19 protein-coding genes and 2 pseudogenes are annotated in these 17,949 nt (G+C 38.7%); 13 read left to right on the forward strand and 8 right to left on the reverse strand.

Annotated elements, in window-relative coordinates; translation table 11 throughout:
* Nucleotides 1–27: 27 nt before the first annotated feature.
* Genes NLF92_RS11495 through NLF92_RS11505 form a run of 3 tightly spaced genes read right to left on the reverse strand, consistent with a single transcriptional unit; the run spans nt 28 to nt 5,996 of the window.
* On the reverse strand, nt 28–927 hold the full coding sequence (locus NLF92_RS11495) for a hypothetical protein (RefSeq protein ID WP_254102079.1): 900 nt from the start codon (nt 925–927) through the stop codon (nt 28–30).
* The gene (locus NLF92_RS11500; RefSeq protein ID WP_254102081.1) at nt 920–4,132 is read right to left on the reverse strand and encodes a site-specific integrase; all 3,213 of its coding nucleotides are present in this window, start codon (nt 4,130–4,132) and stop codon (nt 920–922) included. Before NLF92_RS11500 ends, NLF92_RS11495 begins: the two co-directional genes overlap by 8 nt.
* Before the next feature lie 7 nt (nt 4,133–4,139).
* Complete coding sequence (locus tag NLF92_RS11505; protein ID WP_254102083.1) at nt 4,140–5,996, reverse strand: hypothetical protein; 1,857 nt, start codon at nt 5,994–5,996, stop codon at nt 4,140–4,142.
* Nucleotides 5,997–6,493: 497 nt separating this feature from the next.
* On the opposite strand from NLF92_RS11505, the gene NLF92_RS11510 reads away from it, so the two are divergent.
* The 5 genes from NLF92_RS11510 to NLF92_RS11530 all read left to right on the forward strand — a co-directional run bounded on the left by NLF92_RS11510 (nt 6,494) and on the right by NLF92_RS11530 (nt 9,292).
* Complete coding sequence (locus tag NLF92_RS11510; protein WP_254102085.1) at nt 6,494–6,796, forward strand: type II toxin-antitoxin system RelE/ParE family toxin; 303 nt, start codon at nt 6,494–6,496, stop codon at nt 6,794–6,796.
* Between the two features lie 15 nt (nt 6,797–6,811).
* The gene (locus NLF92_RS11515; RefSeq protein WP_254102087.1) at nt 6,812–7,087 is read left to right on the forward strand and encodes an addiction module antidote protein; all 276 of its coding nucleotides are present in this window, start codon (nt 6,812–6,814) and stop codon (nt 7,085–7,087) included.
* A 566-nt stretch (nt 7,088–7,653) separates the two neighbouring features.
* Nucleotides 7,654–8,088 (forward strand): hypothetical protein, encoded by a 435-nt coding sequence (locus tag NLF92_RS11520; protein WP_254102089.1) that lies wholly within the window; start codon nt 7,654–7,656, stop codon nt 8,086–8,088.
* Between the two features lie 133 nt (nt 8,089–8,221).
* Nucleotides 8,222–8,830: a polymorphic toxin type 44 domain-containing protein gene (locus tag NLF92_RS11525; RefSeq protein ID WP_254102091.1), complete on the forward strand. Its 609-nt coding sequence runs from the start codon at nt 8,222–8,224 to the stop codon at nt 8,828–8,830.
* 42 nt (nt 8,831–8,872) lie between these two features.
* Nucleotides 8,873–9,292 carry a hypothetical protein gene (locus NLF92_RS11530; protein ID WP_254102093.1) on the forward strand — a complete coding sequence of 140 codons (420 nt, stop codon included), beginning with the start codon at nt 8,873–8,875 and terminating at the stop codon, nt 9,290–9,292.
* Between the two features lie 69 nt (nt 9,293–9,361).
* On the opposite strand, the gene NLF92_RS11535 is transcribed toward NLF92_RS11530, so the two are convergent.
* Nucleotides 9,362–9,478 (reverse strand): ATP-binding protein, encoded by a 117-nt coding sequence (locus NLF92_RS11535; protein ID WP_284700424.1) that lies wholly within the window; start codon nt 9,476–9,478, stop codon nt 9,362–9,364.
* A gap of 626 nt (nt 9,479–10,104) precedes the next feature.
* Between NLF92_RS11535 and NLF92_RS11540 the strand changes: the two are divergent.
* The 4 genes and pseudogenes from NLF92_RS11540 to NLF92_RS14320 all read left to right on the forward strand — a co-directional run.
* Nucleotides 10,105–10,794: pseudogene (locus tag NLF92_RS11540) on the forward strand (site-specific integrase); the annotation flags it as partial.
* A gap of 5 nt (nt 10,795–10,799) precedes the next feature.
* Nucleotides 10,800–10,943, forward strand: a complete 144-nt coding sequence (locus NLF92_RS11545) for a hypothetical protein (protein WP_254102109.1) — start codon at nt 10,800–10,802, stop codon at nt 10,941–10,943.
* Nucleotides 10,940–11,101, forward strand: coding sequence for an ATP-binding protein (locus tag NLF92_RS11550; protein WP_284700425.1), 162 nt, complete (start codon nt 10,940–10,942; stop codon nt 11,099–11,101). Before NLF92_RS11545 ends, NLF92_RS11550 begins: the two co-directional genes overlap by 4 nt.
* A gap of 175 nt (nt 11,102–11,276) precedes the next feature.
* Nucleotides 11,277–11,462: pseudogene (locus NLF92_RS14320) on the forward strand (hypothetical protein); the annotation flags it as partial.
* A gap of 30 nt (nt 11,463–11,492) precedes the next feature.
* On the opposite strand, the gene NLF92_RS11555 reads toward NLF92_RS14320, so the two are convergent.
* Entirely contained in the window at nt 11,493–11,966 is a 474-nt protein-coding gene (locus NLF92_RS11555; protein ID WP_254102097.1) for a hypothetical protein, read from the reverse strand.
* A gap of 162 nt (nt 11,967–12,128) precedes the next feature.
* Here NLF92_RS11555 and NLF92_RS11560 point away from each other — a divergent pair, with 162 nt between their 5' ends.
* The 4 genes from NLF92_RS11560 to NLF92_RS11575 all read left to right on the forward strand — a co-directional run bounded on the left by NLF92_RS11560 (nt 12,129) and on the right by NLF92_RS11575 (nt 15,296).
* Complete coding sequence (locus NLF92_RS11560) at nt 12,129–12,584, forward strand: hypothetical protein (protein WP_254102099.1); 456 nt, start codon at nt 12,129–12,131, stop codon at nt 12,582–12,584.
* A gap of 519 nt (nt 12,585–13,103) precedes the next feature.
* Nucleotides 13,104–13,406 carry a type II toxin-antitoxin system RelE/ParE family toxin gene (locus NLF92_RS11565; protein ID WP_254102101.1) on the forward strand — a complete coding sequence of 101 codons (303 nt, stop codon included), beginning with the start codon at nt 13,104–13,106 and terminating at the stop codon, nt 13,404–13,406.
* A gap of 15 nt (nt 13,407–13,421) precedes the next feature.
* Nucleotides 13,422–13,697, forward strand: a complete 276-nt coding sequence (locus NLF92_RS11570) for an addiction module antidote protein (RefSeq protein ID WP_254102103.1) — start codon at nt 13,422–13,424, stop codon at nt 13,695–13,697.
* Nucleotides 13,698–13,907: 210 nt separating this feature from the next.
* Nucleotides 13,908–15,296, forward strand: coding sequence for a PhoH family protein (locus tag NLF92_RS11575; RefSeq protein WP_254102105.1), 1,389 nt, complete (start codon nt 13,908–13,910; stop codon nt 15,294–15,296).
* Nucleotides 15,297–15,673: 377 nt separating this feature from the next.
* Here NLF92_RS11575 and NLF92_RS11580 read toward each other — a convergent pair whose 3' ends face one another.
* The 3 genes from NLF92_RS11580 to NLF92_RS11590 all read right to left on the reverse strand — a co-directional run bounded on the left by NLF92_RS11580 (nt 15,674) and on the right by NLF92_RS11590 (nt 17,888).
* Nucleotides 15,674–15,844, reverse strand: coding sequence for a hypothetical protein (locus NLF92_RS11580; RefSeq protein WP_254102111.1), 171 nt, complete (start codon nt 15,842–15,844; stop codon nt 15,674–15,676).
* A 15-nt stretch (nt 15,845–15,859) separates the two neighbouring features.
* Nucleotides 15,860–16,078: a hypothetical protein gene (locus NLF92_RS11585; protein ID WP_432420226.1), complete on the reverse strand. Its 219-nt coding sequence runs from the start codon at nt 16,076–16,078 to the stop codon at nt 15,860–15,862.
* 271 nt (nt 16,079–16,349) lie between these two features.
* Nucleotides 16,350–17,888: a methyl-accepting chemotaxis protein gene (locus tag NLF92_RS11590; RefSeq protein WP_254102107.1), complete on the reverse strand. Its 1,539-nt coding sequence runs from the start codon at nt 17,886–17,888 to the stop codon at nt 16,350–16,352.
* Between the last annotated feature and the right edge of the window lie 61 nt (nt 17,889–17,949).

The raw sequence follows: 17,949 nt of genomic DNA on the forward strand, positions 1-17,949 counted from the left end.
GAAAATACACAAATATTATTTTTTTACTCAACTCTTTGATTTTTTTCCCAGCGCCTTTCTGATGTCTTCTTTTATCTTCGCCTCTATAGCTTCCTGCTTTTCTTTTTCAAAAGCATCTAGTTGAACGCCCCTATCTCTCTTCGTCTCTAGCTTCATACTAATGAGATTGCATTTACAAAAAGTATCCTTTAAATGAAATAGATACTCGAACTTTATATCAGCATAAAATTCCTTATCTTTGTTTTCTTCATCTGCAATCCACTCTGCAATTGTGACGATATGCTCTGGTGATGCTGACATACTAAACTTTTCTTTTTTTCCTAACAGCTTAAATGTGAATGAGTTCTTCTCGATAATATCCACACTAATAATATCAACGTATGCGTGTGACGTGATTTTTTCACCGTCAGGATCAACCTCATAGTCAAAGTCGACAAATTTATCTAAGTTAATTTCTTTACCTTTTACATCGAGCACACCTGCGGCTGCTAAAACATCTTTACTAGCATTAACTTGGGAGATAATTTTTTTGATACTTGAACCAAAGTCATTATCTTTCAACCCCGCTTGAACGTATTCGAACTTTCTTTTTTCAAGCGGCTCAAATATCTCTTTTTGTGTAGAGTGCAGCAAATGATTAAGTAATTCAGAGATTTCAAAATTTTCTTTCGCATCCTCTCCCAAATCTTCCAGTGTCTCAAAATAACCGTTGATAATGACTTCACCGTCTACTAGTTCAACGGATGTAATCAAATTGATCTTTTGCTTACTACCATTTCTAAAGTTGATTGCCTCAGGTAAAAGTTCTTTAAAACACAACACTATGGCGTCTAATTCCTTAATGCCGTTTTCGACTAAGGTTCCATATTTAGTTTTGACACAATGATGATTTTTTATCACCAATGGATTTAATTCGAATTTATGCATGATGCTTTACCTCGCTATATATGTTCAATAACACGACAAGATAACTAAGCATCAAATCATGCTTCGATTTGTCGTTTACAATCGAAAATACAGATACTTCTGTTTGAATGTTGTTGTGCTTTTGCACAAGACTCTCGACTGTATAAAATAAATCTAAATTATCCAGCCAACCTTTTACGGCAGCCACACAAGCAGGTTGAATGAGTAGTTCCTGCTTGTTATTAACCCTAACACCTGAAAACAACTCAGGAATTCTATTAATCGTTTTTAATCCAAACGATTTAAATAGTAACGAGATAAAAGTTTCGCTATAGAAGAAAGTAACAATACTTTTTGATGATTGTGGACGGGATGGAAATGAGTACTCTGCGAGATTTTTGAGACTTAACTTAGAAAAGCCTATTTGAGTGACAATCTGATATACAGATTGTACTTCACAGTACCTGTTGTTACTCAGGAAAATCTTATCACTCAGTTGCACTTCGTGAGTTTGAGCCAGGTCATTTATTTGCATCAACTCACATATCCCTCGGTGCAAACAATACAGTTCGTCAAACACCTTATTTGACTGACTTTTTTGCAAAAACACCGCTTTATCTGGTGGCTTATTGACGCTTTGCTTTAACCTGCCATGTTGTTTGATGACTCGATTGATAATTTTGCTTAAGGGCAACTTGTTTTGCTTATTAGACAAACCTGCTTCTTTCATCCATACCGGCCACTTGATACGAGTTGCTAAATCATGCTCCACATGACTATATGCAATCAAATCCGCACACATCACATAAGCATCTCTTTCAGTTTCGAGATGATGACCGGCAGCCATGGCAATGCCGCATGTGATTCTTTCATCTAGTGTGAACTGCTTTCTACCAGTAATCGCCTCATAGCCTGCTAATTTAAGTGCATCTAAGTCATCCGTGCCAAACCATGTCTGTAAAATCTGTTTAATCGCAGGATGGGTATAGGCATTAGAAAATAGCAAATACTGCATATTGATAAATGTACGTCGACAATCATGCACTCTGACATGTGCAATACCGGTCGCAAATCTCAATGCGATAGTCACGTTACTAAATACCCAATTTAATTGAATGCGTTGAGATGATGCATTATTGGTCAAAAATAAAAAGGCCCTGCCTTCCTTTATTTCAATATGAGGGGTGCATAATGCAAACAACTTATTCAGTAAGGCTTTTTCATCTTCAGTCAAAAGCCAGCCGATATGATATTGGCGATTACTGTTCTTAGATTTGGTTTTGAAAAATCCATTACTATGAATAAAGGCAGTCCACGATTCAAAATCAATGCTCGTTAATTCTAAGTGAGAGGTTTCTGCGCGCCTGAGACCCGCTTTTGTATATAAAACCAAAATCCCTTGGTAGATAATCTTTTCGTCTTCAGTAAAGTCTTCATTTTGAGCTAATTCTTGCCTTGCTCGCTGATACTCCAAACCAGTTACGATTGTTGACTTATTCTGTTTCTGACTGGCTAGGCTTGTATCTTTTGCAATGTATATCCAATCTAAGTGCTCAATATGCGTATCTTCAAATACACTCAAATGAAATCGGTACAAATCAGGCGCAATGCTTTCTTTATCGTTATCGGTGAATTCTCCAATGATTTCAACATACATATCTTCAACTTCTTCAACATCCCACTCTCCCATATCTTGAGTTTTTACACTCTTAAATAAGTGGCTACATATCCGCAAATATCGTGTAATAGTAGCTTTTGCCAAAGGTTTACCAATACTTTGAATTCTTTGGCATTCACTTAATGTAAATTCAAGTAAATATCGTGTGATTGGATGCAGAGTTTTGGAAAATGCAAGTAGTTCACTGTCATTGCTAATTTCAATTCCCCAGGCATCATTAACCGAACTGAATAATAACTTTGCGTTATTAACGGTCGTCACATGGTTGTTAGAAAACGCCTTTTTTATGGATTTAAACAATGCCTCCTCATCTTTGAGAGAGGACAAGGGTTGATCAATGACTCGGCTTTGCTCATCCGATTGTAATTTTGCTAGTGAGCAAATGTCAGGATATATGTCAGCAAGCAAACGGCGCTTGTCAATAATGTTTAAATTCGATGAGCTTTTCTTGCCTGTCATATCCAAATGTGTAAATGCCGCATGCGTGTAAATGTCATTTTCTAACATAAACGTAGCAAATGTCGTGAACTGGCTAATTCTGCTCACTTGAACACCGTGGTCTGAACAATACTTTTTAAATGTATTAATGACGATGCGCAGTTCAGCCGCTTCTGCAACAAGTTCAACATTTAAGGTCGAAGTTAGCTTTAACAGCAGTAATGCTGAGAAACTGTTAATGACTATGCCGCTTGTAGCATGATTAGATAACACCACAATGCCGTTGAGTACCTCAATGCTCCACTGAGTCTCTTCATATTGAACAAAAACAGGAAGCAAATAAGGTTGGTAGCATGCAATAGAAAATAGAAAGTCGACATTTAATGGCAGTTTATGCTCAGCCCTAAATGATTGATACATATCTTTGTATAACTGTGCAAGCTGAGCATGATAAACCTGCATAGGGTTTACGAGAACGAGCTGCTTTTGTGCATTATAAAACCTTGCCCGAAGTGTCTTACTGGTTGTTTTAGAAAAAAACCTTTCAAATTTACCCAGCATGCCATTCGTCGCTTTGTGTAATCGCGTATTCGATGTTTCAGCAAAGTACTGATTGATGTCCTCTTGAATGGCGTGAAATGCATGTGTAATAGCGTCAGGCTCAGTTAAACTTCTTAAGTACTGATAATCCATATGAGCTTGTAGTACTTTAAAAGCTGCCGTTCTTATTTCAATTCTCGCTAACCACTTTTGGGGCAACCATGGCTTACATGTAAGTTGCTTGAAGGCTTTTAACTTACCTCGACAATGATTCACTTCATATACACTAAAATCACAATTATCCAGCAACTGCCCTAAGCCTTCCCTTAACAGTTCAAGCCCACGAATTGGTGTAAGGTTATAAGATGAATAAATATGAGCACCTGTCACAATATGACCTAGTAAATATTGCCGATAATGCGTTATTGGCGAAGGTAAATTTGAGGCAAAAAAATCTCGTAGAATATTTTTAGGTACATGAGATGGAATATTTGCAAATTCAAAAGTCAAAGATGTTGAGGGATGTACAAGCTTATCTCCAACAATAAACGAAAACTTGGCGTAATTCACTTGCTGCTCATTTGAAAGCGCCATAAAAAATTGGGACGATATCATGGTGGGAATTCGCAAGCATCTTTGCCATCCAGCGAAGATGACGATGAAACAATTTGATTTGTTGGATTAACTGTTCTGGTATGGGTATCAACCGTGACACATGCACTGCATGAACATTTTTATCTGACACATAGAGCAACCCAGCTTCTAAATCTAACGTAATCTGATCTACGACCACATACTTAGAAGGTCTTAATGCAGCCACTAAATGGACGGCTAATAGTATATAAGCGATAAATTGATTGTGGTGTAAAAGTAAAGACTGTGTCGAGGCATCTTGATAAGCTGTAAATGATTGAAGTGTATTGAATAAATCAAAAAAGATCTTCTTTACCCATGATGCACGAATACTTTTGGATACTCCAGCAAATGAATTTGTATCGTCATGGTTTTCAGGATGTGTAAGCCTTCCTGTCACAGTATAATATGCATCCCTTACGTCACTATGTGAAACGGACAGGTAATATAATGTGGTTGGTTTAGCAAAAGTCGTATTTGCAAACACAAGGGAAGAAAAAGCCGGCTCAGTGGAGTATGCCAGCCTAGAAAAGTAGGCATATCGAAGCGCTTTGATAGTGAGGTTTCGATTGAGATTACAAGCTCTTTTTAGCTTTTTGCTATAAGCATCAAGCTCGCTTTTAGTATAAGAAACTAACGATGATAACGTTGCACTCTGACTCGATTTCAGAATAGGGTGTAAGCTATCTGAAAGCCGCAATTTGACACACCCATTGTAGCTATTGAAAATGTCCTCTTGATGCTCCCGAACTATATCTGCGCGGTCAGGCATGATTACATCGTATCGACGCCAATAGACAGCACTTTGGGTCACTAATAAATCAGTATCGTTGTCATCAATGGATGAGACAACGAGTTGGCCGATCTCTTTTTCTTTTTTAGACAGTACAAGCGCCAAATAACAAATGATTGAAACCGCTATTTTCTGCTCAATATCCTCAAGGAGTTTTGATTCGATATTTTTAAGCTCGTAGTCAAATAATCCGTATGACAGATGCGGCATTAACAGCACATCACTCTTGGATTTTGAATACTCTTTTAAGTTAATTGGTTTTCGGTTTCGTTTTGCTTCTTCGTGGCCTTTATCAAAGTTGCGTTCTGAACTATCATCCACTTCTTTGGAGGCGTCTGAACATTCGCTCGAACCCATAGGTGCAATACTAAGCAATTCTTTCAGATAATCCGATGTATCCTCATCAATAATGACAGGCTTTAACAATCGGTCTACGTGTTCAACATACTTCCCACTAAGAAAGGCGGTAAAAAATGATGTGAAGCTATTTACAGTATTCTTCGGCAAATCCACGAGGTCATGAATAGTTATCTCTAACCCATCAACCTTGAAGATATCTTCAACATCGTTGTCATCATCATTCAAAAATTTATGAAACTGCTTAATGATTTTGGAGATATCTACTTTTCTATTAGTTTTGTCTTGCTGAAAGAAGATAAAGGCGTATATCAGAATCACGAATTGGACTAGGTGAACTGAAGATGTTCGCTCTTTGGTCTCTGAATAAGTGCAAACCTTTAGTACAAAAGAATCCAACTTATTTAATTGAGTATCTTTCATGTGGGTTAGGATCGAAACGCTATCGAACAAAACTTTGATGGATTTGAGCTGCTTGATACAGGTTGCTAGGGGAGATAAATTGGACTGATTTTCTAAGTGCGTGATCGTGCACTCTAAACCACGAACAAACGTAGCAAGCAAATTTGGTGAGTTAAGGTATGTCTCAGGCTTGAAGCTCTTATGCTCAAGTAAGTTATACAAGACATGATAATGATTAACTGATTGCACGTTGCAGGATGCATCCTTTGCTAGTAGTATCTAAACACAAGATTAGTACACACCGCATATAATGCAAATTCACCTAAAATCCATACAGCACAAAAATAGAAGCGAAAAACAAATGGTGAATCTATTTATATAAAACTGTATTTTTACAGTAAGTTAGATGATATTAGGTGAAAAAAAATTATATAAATACACTTAAGACAATATAAGATTATTTATAAATTCGCGTCCTTACAAGGCGAGGGTCACTGGTTCAAGCCCAGTAGCGTCCACCATCCTTTTAAAATCAATCACTTACGTTTTTACCCAGTTCGAAAATCGGCCGATTTTGCGAGTATCGCCTGCGTTATTTTGTAAAAGTGTGCCGAATGTGTGCCAAATCTGTGCCGGATCTGCACCACTACCCTGCTATAGGCCAATGATAACAATGCCTTCAGCGATCTAGCCCTGTTCGTGAAATTTCACGTTGAAACATGTAGCTTTTAAGCTACAATATAAGCATGAAATATGAAATCATTACGACTGAGCATTTTGATAAATGGCTATCTAAGTTAAAAGATAAAAAGGCCTTTAATGCCATAGCTGTCCGCTTGTTGCGTGCCGAAAGTGGAAACCTCGGTGACGTCAAATCAGTAGGTTCAGGAATTAGCGAGATGAGAATTTTTGTCGGTAAAGGGTACAGAATCTATTTTACAATTCGTGATGGTAAATTGATTATCCTTTTACATGGTGGCCACAAAGATTCGCAAAAAGCCGACATAAAATTTGCTCATACAATAAATCAACAACTCAATTATGAGTAAATCATGGAGAAAATGATGAAAACAAAAGTATTTAACCCATTTGATTACATGGATACCCAAGAGGAAATTCACGATTTTCTAGTTGAGTGCTTTAACGATGATGATCCTAAGGTATTCATAAACGCTCTGAATCATCTAATGAAGAAGCACGGTGTTGCTAACATTGCAGAGGAAATTGGCGTCAATAGAGAAAGCTTATACCGCTCTTTTAATGGAAAAGTCAGCCCTCGCTGGGACACAGTGGTGAAAGTAATGAAAGTATTAAATATTGATTTAACTGAAGCCGCTTAATTGTGTTTGAGTTTTGCAAATAACATCTGATAGAAAATAAGGTCTTAATTCTCATCCTTACAAGCCGAGATGTTGCAGGTATCGCGTGGATTATTTTTTTCAGGTGTGTCGAGTCGGTGGCGAAGACTTTGATGGAATTCCGCTTCGTAGTACGCTAAAATGATAAAGGATTTAAAGGGGTTGTATGACTGCTTCACTTTCAAATAAACAGAAAAAAACAATAAAAAATTCAGACCAAAGCCCAGTAACTTTGCAGTTAATTTAAGTTATGAGGGCCTCTCTCTTAAACAATCTTCTCAAAATAAAAGCATTGATGAATTGAAGCATCAATATGCGAGATAAATATGGTGTAACGCACGATAAGTATTGCTACCCTGACTCTGCTGTACTAATTAATCTCTTAGGTATGTACGCGCACAGCTCACATTGCATGCAAAAATAAAGTGCGTTACACTTTTATTAATATAAACAAAGGCCAATTGTAAAATATGAAATTTAAATCATTTCTACTTGTTTTGACATTGTTTGGGTCTCCGTCGTACGGTAACCAAATAGATTGCGTGAGCATGAAGAAAAACCAAGAATTAGTATTTGAGCTTAGGCACAGTAATGGTTTCGCTAACTGTATATTGTTGGGTGATTTACCAAATGTCTCAGATATACATTTCATTACGGATAGTAATTTTGATTATAGAATTGAGTTGAAAGAGCTGCATCAAAATAATAGTATGACTCACATAAGCGATTATAATTCAAACGCTAACAACTTGAGTGCTTTCAAGATTAACACTCTAAATAGAAATGTGGGATTTACTATCCATCCTAGTAGCAAGCTCTATACAAACAAAAATGTTTCAGTATCATATATCGAACACGATAGTGTTTTTCTCGTTAGTGTGAAAATGGTTGACATTTCTAATTCAAGTCCTCCACCATCACCTCCACCTGGCGGCGATTGTTTTTATGAAAATGGCGTGAGGATGTGCAATGATATCAAATAAATCAAGCGGTGTTTTGATGATATTTTCTTGGTGTTTATCTTTTCTACTTTTTTCTGCTAATACATATTCGGATGCCCCAACTTCAAGCTGCTCTGCAACTACTACGCCACCTCCTCTGCCTGAAGGTCTTAACTTGAATTTGGAGCTCCGTAAGTTAGAACAAATTTCGGCCCTTATAGATTTTGCGTACCCAGAAACAAGTGCCGCAGTAAAGGTATTGTTCATGGTTGATAACTTTGGACCCGGCAAACAATATGATTTCAAAAGTCACGGTGATTATTCATTAGCCAAAGAAAACGCGGGTAATTGGTTTTACGGAGCCGGGGCAAGCGCTATGGGTTATTCTGATTCTGAGGTGAGAGCAGCAGCCGGTGTGGTTCAGCAATATACCGACTACAAAACAGACCCAAACATTGATTTTCAAGACTTTGTCCAGAATACTATTGAGGCGTTAGCTAACCCTCCTCACTTCAATGATAACCCTTCTGATGTTCCACTTGTTGGCGGAGGATTGGATTATTACGATGGGCCTTTTGATTCTGACGATGATCAGACCGATAATCCTGATTCATGTTATGAAAGCGAAGATGTTGAATCAATTGGTGATGATCAATCCGGTATTAATAATGGTGGCAGAGGCGTTGGAGGTGGCTGGTTAAGTATTGGCAGTTTCATAGGCGCGTCAAGATGTATTGGAAACTGCGAGATTCCGCCAGGTAAAGTCACTGTTACAGATTTGTAGTTGATTTAGCAGGAATTATTCAGAAATTATGGGGAATTAGAGATGGGTAATATGGTTAAACTCGTGATAGTTTGCTATTTTTTCCCTTTTTTGTTTGCAGGGTGTAGCTCTGAAAATGCGAAAATTGAGATTATAAATTTAGCAGTGTCGCCATCACATGAGCATATCGCTACTGAGTATTTATACTTGGTAGGCGGCTCAATTGGTGGTTGCAGTAGGGCTATTCGCGTATCGAAAAATTCTGATTCTCAGAAAACACCAGCATACAGAAATCATTTTGAGTCAGTTTTTATATCTCGTTGCGGGGTAGAATTGAAAGTAACTTGGCTGTCAAATCAGACACTCGAAATTGAATATGATGTTAATGATTTGTCAAAACCTATTATAGAAATGAAACACCAAGACGTTCATGGTGGAATCGATGTAGTGTTCACATCCAAAGAACTGGAAGCTACATATTAACATGAAGAAGATCGCTCAATCACATCATGGAGATCGCGTTATTTTTCTTTCAGTAGACCCTCTTGCAATTTACTTTGCCTGATCTCCATCAGTCAATATATTTTTATTTTTTCGCATCGATTCACCACGTAACTTTACTTTGATCGCACTGTGCACTAATCGATCTAAGATCGCATCGGCATGCATCGATTCGCTGATAATGTCATACTATAAGTCGAAAGGGAGTTGACTAATTGCACGTTGCAGGATGCGTCCATTGCTTGTAGTATCGATACCTACAAGGCTAGTACACATCCTATATAATGCAAATTCACCTAAAATCACACAAAACAAGAAATCGAAATGAAATCTATATGGTGAGTTTTACTTATTATAAAATTCTATTTTAACAGTCATTTAGATGATATTAGGTGAAAATTAATTACATAAACACACTTAATGTAACCTCTAATTATTTATAAAATCGCGTCCTTACAAGGCGAGGGTCACTGGTTCAAGCCCAGTAGCGTCCACCATCCTTTAAATTCAATCACTTACGTTTTTAGCCAGTTCGAAGATCGACCGATTTTGCGAGTATCGCCTGCGTTATTTTCTTCAGGTGTGTCGAATCGGTGACGAATAAGTGACGAAAACGCGCATGTTTTATTATGCAGAGCCTAAATAGCAAGGCCTACAGCTTGATTTATATGTCAGCTTAAATTCAATCTAAATGGGAATGAGATGAGGGGGACTTTACTCTTTGCTCAGTTGTTCTTTACATACTCAACAAGTTGATGCAGCTCGCAATCAAAATAAACACAAAGTTTTTCAAAATTATGTCGATACTTCGGGCTATAATTAATGAAGCATCTATTCGCTTTGAGTTCCCTACCCCGTTTTTAAACATCAAGCAGTTAAAAAATAACAAATCGGATATCCATCCTTTCCACTTAGATGAAGTGTTTCTCATTTTAAAAGAAGTTCGACAGGACTATCACAGTTACTACACCACTCGTTTTTTTACTGGAATGCGAACTGGTGAAATTGATGGATTGAAATGGAAGTATGTTGATTTTGAGCGCAAACTCATTTTAGTACGCGAGACTATTGTGGATGGTAAGCAAGAGGAAGATGCGAAAACCTCATCTTCGATTCGTGATATCCAGATGAATAAAATGGTATTTGAAGCATTACTAAAACAATACCGCGGAACTAGTAAAAAGTCTGAGTATGTCTTTTGTAATCTGAAAGGCGAAGCGCTAGCCCATCGAAATGTGACCAAACGCGTTTGGCATCCGTTGCTGAAAAGACTTGGTCTATCAAGCCGTAAGCCCTATCAGTCTCGTCATACTGCTGCGACATTATGGTTAGCTGCAGGTGAAGCCCCAGAGTGGATAGCTAAACAACTAGGCCATGCCAATACTCAAATGCTTTTTACTGTCTATTCTCGCTACGTACCAAATTTAACCCGACAAGATGGCAGTGCCCTAGAAACCCTCATTGCAAATCATAAAGAAGGTTAAAGATTATGAAACTTCGGAGCCTACACACACAATCATCTTCTATCAACACACAACCATTGTTAAATGAAGCATCTGGAATGTCTCGTTTTCGTGGTAACTACAGCCTTTGTGGTTTTATTATGAACATCACTATGAACGTCACAGCATGATCATCACATCCAATAAACCGTTCGAACAATGGGATGAACTGTTTGATGACACCAGTATGACAGTAGCTGCTATTGATAGACTGGTACATCATGCAACCATAATAAACTGTGAAGGCGTAAGCTATCGACGAAAAGCTGCCATAGAAGAAATAAAGTAAATCAATATCAACCGGCCAGAATAATTGACGCGGAACCGGCCAAGATAGTTGACGCTAGATAAATTTATCACCGATATGTTATTGCAACCTCATGTTGTAATCCCCCCATTTCTAGTAGCATAAATAAATAGACTATTCTCAGAGCTAAATGGCCTAAAAAAACAAAACATCAGCGCACGATTTTCGTAGAGGATTTATCACGCATAATGCCAAAGAAGGCAGAGACACCTTAATTATCGCCGAGATGCTCGGGCATTCCGATCTAAATTCGAACATTCGGTATTTGAACGAAACCGAAGAAGCTAAGAAAGAAATTGCGCAGAGTGTGAGGCTCGATTTTTTGTACGATTTACCGTTTTAGTTAGCTTATGAGAGCCTTATTAATTACCCTCTAATCTGCAAGGTAACTCGGTATTGTAAGTGTTTGTTTGTGCAGCCTTGTATTTCTATTGGCTATTCCTGCTTGCTTCAACTCTTCGAAACTTGGAAAAAACCCACCCCATGCGTCCTTTACTAGTGCTTGTAGTATAAATGCCTCATTTGCTCCGACATTTTTAAGTAGTTTTTCAAGATTACTATCATGAAATTTTAGGGAGTTTGATTCATAGTGGACGTTCTGATTTTTATCTTTATTATAGGATGCGTGAAAACCAACCCATGCTTTTGGGTGTACATAACGATTATTACTAGATAAAAGCACCATGCTACAAGCACTTATGCAATTTCCTAGAATCTCCACAGTAATATCATATTGCTTGATAAATTCTCCTAAGATAATTGCTTCTGTCGGCTTACCTCCTTCAGAATGCATTTCTAAGGATATGGGAACATTCTGACCTTCTCCCCAAATTACATTTCCATACAAAAAGCCTACACATAGAATATTCTTCGAAAATGTAACTAAAATCCAAACTTGCTCAACTGAAAATATTGCAAGGTTTATTTATTACATAGCTAAAACTTGAAGAAAATGAAATCTTTACTAACTTTAGTGTTTTCAGCTTATTTGTAGACATGGTGGAAGGTGATGGACAGCTTTATTAAGCAAAAAAACAATAATAGAAAAGTATTATCTAGGAAAACGTGGGTCGCTTATGCTGAACCATGTATAGCGGTTGTAATGGGGCTTATTGTGGGCTTAATATTTACTTTTTGGCTCTCGTTTATTCCCTTCCTGTACGCAATTTATAAAGTCATTGAAATACCCAGTTATGAGCTTTTTTTTGACGAAAAAGGCGTTTGGCTATATTCGGGTGCATTTCCATGGAATCAAGGTGTACGAGGTGTCAAATGGCGTGACCTCGATGTAGCTACTTTCTACCCAAATTTCTTTAGCTGGGCAATGAAATCTTATACGTTAGACATTTCACATCGTTATACGAAAAAGAGCGAAATTAACGAGTCCTACATGAGTCTTGGTGTAGAAGCCATTGAGCAAATAAATTTGATGCATCAACAAATGATTGACGAAGGGATTTCTTAACACCTGCATCCTTATAAAACAAACTTAATAATAGGTCTCAAAAAGGCGCTCTCTTAGCGTTGATCTGCAAATTTCCTTAAATGGTATAACATCACTTCGACTCCTACCGTATAAATTATTTACAGTATTATTCGCTTGACTAAAAGCTATTTTAATTCAAGTTTCCGCTACACCATCTAACATTATCTTATTGATATCAGGATGCATTCTGAAAGTCTTAATGATTTCAGAGTCTCCATATGATTGCTTAGAGGGTCACTGGCTCAACTTCTACAAGCGTGCCACACCAGCGTCCACCATCCGTTATAATCAATTACTTACGTTTTTACCCAGTTCGAGAATCGACCGATTTCGAGAGTATCGCCTGCGTTATTTTGAAAATGTGTGCCAAATATGTGCCGGATCTGCACCATTATCCGGCTACAGATCAATGATTATCTTACCTTCAGCTATCTAGTACTGACCGTGAAATTTACAATTGAAAGTTGTAGCTTTTAAGCTACAATGTACTTATGAAATATGAAATATGAAATCATCACGACTGAGCATTTTGACAAATGGCTATCTAAGTTAAAAGATAAAAAAGCAGTGAATGCCATATCCATTCGCTTGTTACGTGCCGAATGTGGAAACCTCGGAGACATTAAATCTGTAGGTTCAGGAATCAGCGAGATGATAATATTTGTCGGTAAAGGGTACAGAGTTTATTTTACAATTCGTGATGGCAAATTGATTATTCTTTTACATGGTGGCCACAAAGACTCGCAAAAAGCCGACATAAAATTAGCTCATGCAATAAATCAACAACTCGATTGTGATTAAATCGTGGAGAAAATCATGAAAACAAGAGTATTTAACCCATTTGATTACATGGAAACTCAAGAAGAGATCCATGAGTTTCTGATTGAGTGCTTTAATGACGATGATCCTAAAGTGTTTATCAACGCTCTCAATCATCTAATGAAGAAGCACGGTGTTGCTAACATTGCAGAGCAAATTGGCGTGAATAGAGAAAGCTTATACCGCTCGTTTAATGGAAAAGTAAGCCCTCGCTGGGACACTGTGGTGAAAGTAATGAAAGTATTGAATATTGATTTAACCGAAGCAGCTTAATAATTTTGAACTTTAGCGAATAATATCTGATATTGAGTGATGTTTAAAATCCCGTCCTTACAAGGCGAGACGCCGCGCATAAAACTATAAAATTTTCGTGCATTTTGCTCTAATCTGGATTAGGTTTAATGTTGTGGCGACATTTTTTGCAATAAAACTGTCACCTTAGCGCTTTATCCTATCAGTTGATTGCGAGTTTAGGAGTAATGGATGACACAAGCACAAAGTAAAATTTACGTTTTAGATACCAATATATTATTACACGAACCGCTCGCCTTTTTATCCTTCCAAGAGCACGACGTTGTCATCCCGATGACCGTCTTGGAAGAACTTGACCACATTAAAGACAGCAAAAAAGACGTTGCCAGAGATGCGCGGGTCTCAATTCGCGCACTAGAAAACGTGCTGGCCGATGCTTCCCCCGAACAAATGGCGGTGGGCGTCATGCTTGCTGGTCTTGGTTCTAAGGAACACGGGCCATCAGGTCGGTTACGCATTTACACTGATTTGCTGATGGAGCCCAACAAACAAGTATTTACCAGCAACGAAAACGATAATCGCATTATCAATGTGGCGCTTGACCTGCAGCGCAGTTTTCCTGACCAGGCTGTGATATTAGTGACTAAAGACATCAACATGCGCCTCAAAGCAAAGGGCGCAGGTATGCAGTATGTTGAGGATTACCGCACCGATCAGCTGATTGACGATATCAAATATTTGTCCAAAGGGTTCATTAAAGTGCCTGGGCGGTTTTGGGATGGTGTGACTGATGTTGATAGCCAGACTGAAGGGCGCGATACCGTGCATCGCATTGCGTTGACGCAGTTGCCTGAGCTGTATATTAATGCCTTTATCATTGACGAAGCCAAGGAGTTTGCCGGTGTGGTCGAGCTCATCGACGATACCCATGCAGAAATCGTCGATTTGGGGGTGGAGCGCCTCATGGCTCGTCAAGCATGGGGGGTGCATCCCAAAAATATTGGCCAAGCCATGGCACTACATGCGCTACTCGACCCGCACATTGATTTGTGTATTTTGACTGGGCCAGCAGGGAGTGGTAAAACCTTATTAGCATTGGCTGCCGCCTTAGAAATGGTGGTCGAAAAGAACATGTACGACAAAATTATCGTGACCCGTTCAACGCCAGAAATTGCCGAATCGATTGGTTTTTTACCCGGTACCGAGGAAGAAAAAATGGCACCGTGGCTATCGGCAATCACTGACTCCTTAGAAGTACTGCACGGACAGGACGTCAACACGTCAGGTTCGTTGTCCTACATCATGGAAAAAGCCAATATTCAGTTCAAGTCGGTTAATTTTATGCGCGGTCGCAGTATCCAAAATGCCATTGTTATTTTGGATGAATCGCAGAATCTCACCGCCTCACAGCTCAAAACAATCATCACGCGTTGCGGTGAAGGCACCAAACTCATCGTCGGTGGGAACCTTGCGCAAATCGACAGTAACTACCTGTCTGCCGTGACGTCGGGATTAACCTATTTAGTCGAAAAGTTTAAAAACTTTTCTGGTTCCTCGACGATGATGCTCGATGGTGTTGTAAGAAGTCGCCTCGCGGAGTTCGCCGAAAAATCGTTATAATCTCTATAATACACAAAGATCCAGGTGCGTAGTCTTTAATGGAAGGTTACAAAAATATGATACACCAAAAGGCTTTGGCGTAGGCCTGAGTATCGTCTCCTGCTTGTGTGATAAGTTCGGTATCACAATGAATGTAAGTTCCTGCGAAGAAAAAACAAGCTATCGGTTGGATCTCAATGTTTTGGCAAGCGATTAAACTCTATGCTGGTTGCTGTTCGTCGCGTTGCCAAAAAAGGAAAAAAGCCAAAGGACTTGCATCCAATGGCCTTTGATAGATATCAGGTATGTCTTTAGAGGGTAAAGTATGTCAACCACATTGAGTGTTCCAGATTCAAAAAAAACACTAATCCCACACTGACTAAAGCGAGTTTTTTACATTAATGGGCATGGCCGTGATGCTTTTCATGATGATGCCCATGTTCACCTTGCAAAGCTTCACCTTGGGCATTATAAAAACCACTCGCGCCGCCTTCGATAAACCCAAGATTGACCATTTGTGTCAGAAATGGATCGGTGTGATCACCTTCCTCTCCTGGCTGTTCAAGCAACTGTCCTTGGTGGATTCATGCTGAGGTTAGAGTAGAAATACCCATCCCATCGCCTACAAACAAGATGACGTTTTTTGCTTTAAACGTGTTTTTGATGGCTAATTTGCGTTCTAACTGGATTTGCGCATCGGTAAACCATGCATTTTGAGTTTGATATTCAGGTAATGCAGTTTGGGCATGGGCACTCACCATAGCAAACATTGCACTGCCAAATACTGTGAGTGTTTTTTTCATAAGTTTTTGTCCTAGTGTGAAAGTGTGTTCAATCTAAATGAACCAGGACAATCTATTAGTTTTATGTGACAAACTATGGGTATTCATCTGACACTTTTTTAAGTTTAGATGAAATATATGTGAATTTGTTATGTTATCACGTCTTTGTTTTTACTGGGGTTAAAGGAGAATTGGTATAAATATATGCTTCAATAAGTACCGTATTACAACCTATCAACCCCACACGTTAAAATAACGTGTGGGATAGATGTAATTTAACTATTAGGAGGTTTTATGAAGCGTTCAACTTAAATTTCTCAACTGTTTGCTTTAACTGATTGGAACTATCCTTAAGTTGTGTTTGGGCGGCCTGAAGCTCATTACTCACCATGAATTGGTCATTTGCAGCATGCTGTACTTCTGTGCTGCGTTGGGTAATTTGTACACTAGATTGCATAGCTTGCGTGGTCGCAGAGGCAAAATTTTCAGCCGATCGTGAAAGGGTTGATACTTCTTCGGAGAGTGAGGCAATTTCCTCACGACACAGCGCAATCTTATCTTCACTAGCACCAATGGTGGATTTAGCCAACTGCGTCTGTGAAACAACATCATCGGAGGAGTTTACTAACTCGGCTAACAGGTGAATAATGTCATCACTAGCAGATTTAGAAGACGTCGCTAACGCTCTTACCTCACCTGCTACAACAGCAAATCCTCTACCATCTTCACCGGCCCGAGCGGCTTCAATCGCTGCATTTAACGCAAGTAGATTTGTTTGCTCAGTAATAGAGGCAATTTGCTCTACGATAGTATTTATCTTATCCACCTTTTCTTTGGTGGTATCCGCATGCAAGATTACTTGGTCAATACTCACCCCAACCTTATCCAGTGTATCTAATACATCATTAGTTGAGTGTGTTGTTTTGATGATTTTGTCCGTCAAGTTGATACTCACGGTTTGTGCATCCTCAGCATTTTTCATCAACATTGCTGTCGCATCATTAATATCAGCTACTTCTTGTTGAATAATTTCCGTGGCATTTTTACTGGCAATGGATTTTTCATACACTTCGCTACTAGCCGTCTCCACATGTTGAGAAACATCTGCAGTATCGAGAGCATTGGACTGCACCACTAGCATGGCACTACGGATTTTTTGAAATGTCTCACACAATGCCATTTGAATACGTGTAAACTCATTCGAGCCTTCGATCTGTATACCTCGGCTAAAATCCCCCTTGTTCAAGTAGCCTAGATCATGGGTAATCGACTGCAAGTGCTTCGAGATAATGGAGGCGGTGACCGAATTCAACAGCAGTAAAATTATGAGTGCGCATATGATTAAAATCATTAACGTTGCCGCCCAAGTAATAGAATTACTTGATTGAGTTTGTGCCAAATTTATATTGTTGTCCCATTTGGTATTTAGTACTTGGTTAACCGCTTGGATCTTGCTTGTCGCCAACGCAAACCAAGCATTAGCATTCAAAGGCGGCTTATCTAACATACCAATGGGGTGATTCAATATATAGGCAAATACAGAGTCTATCTGGTCAAAATTAGCATGTTGTAACTTTGGGTTAAGCACTGCTTTTTGCTCTGGAGTAAACATAAATTGGATTATTTGACCCAACTCATTTATTTCTTCAATGTAATACGTGAGTTCCTGTTTGGCTTGTGGTTCTATTTTCCCGCTTGCTAATACACCGTTTAACTTTCCTCTCGCTTGACCTAAACGCTCTTTTAACTCTGATAGTAACAACGCCTGCTGAATACTTTGTTGCTGTTGATTAGAGCCTATATACCCACGAATAATATTGTTAAAGCTCATCACTTTGGTAACCGTACGGCCACTACATCTTTTATTTAATTATCCTTAAGGCATCATATCC

It is taken from the genome of Opacimonas viscosa (assembly GCF_024199005.1).
Lineage (GTDB): Bacteria > Pseudomonadota > Gammaproteobacteria > Enterobacterales > Alteromonadaceae > Opacimonas > Opacimonas viscosa.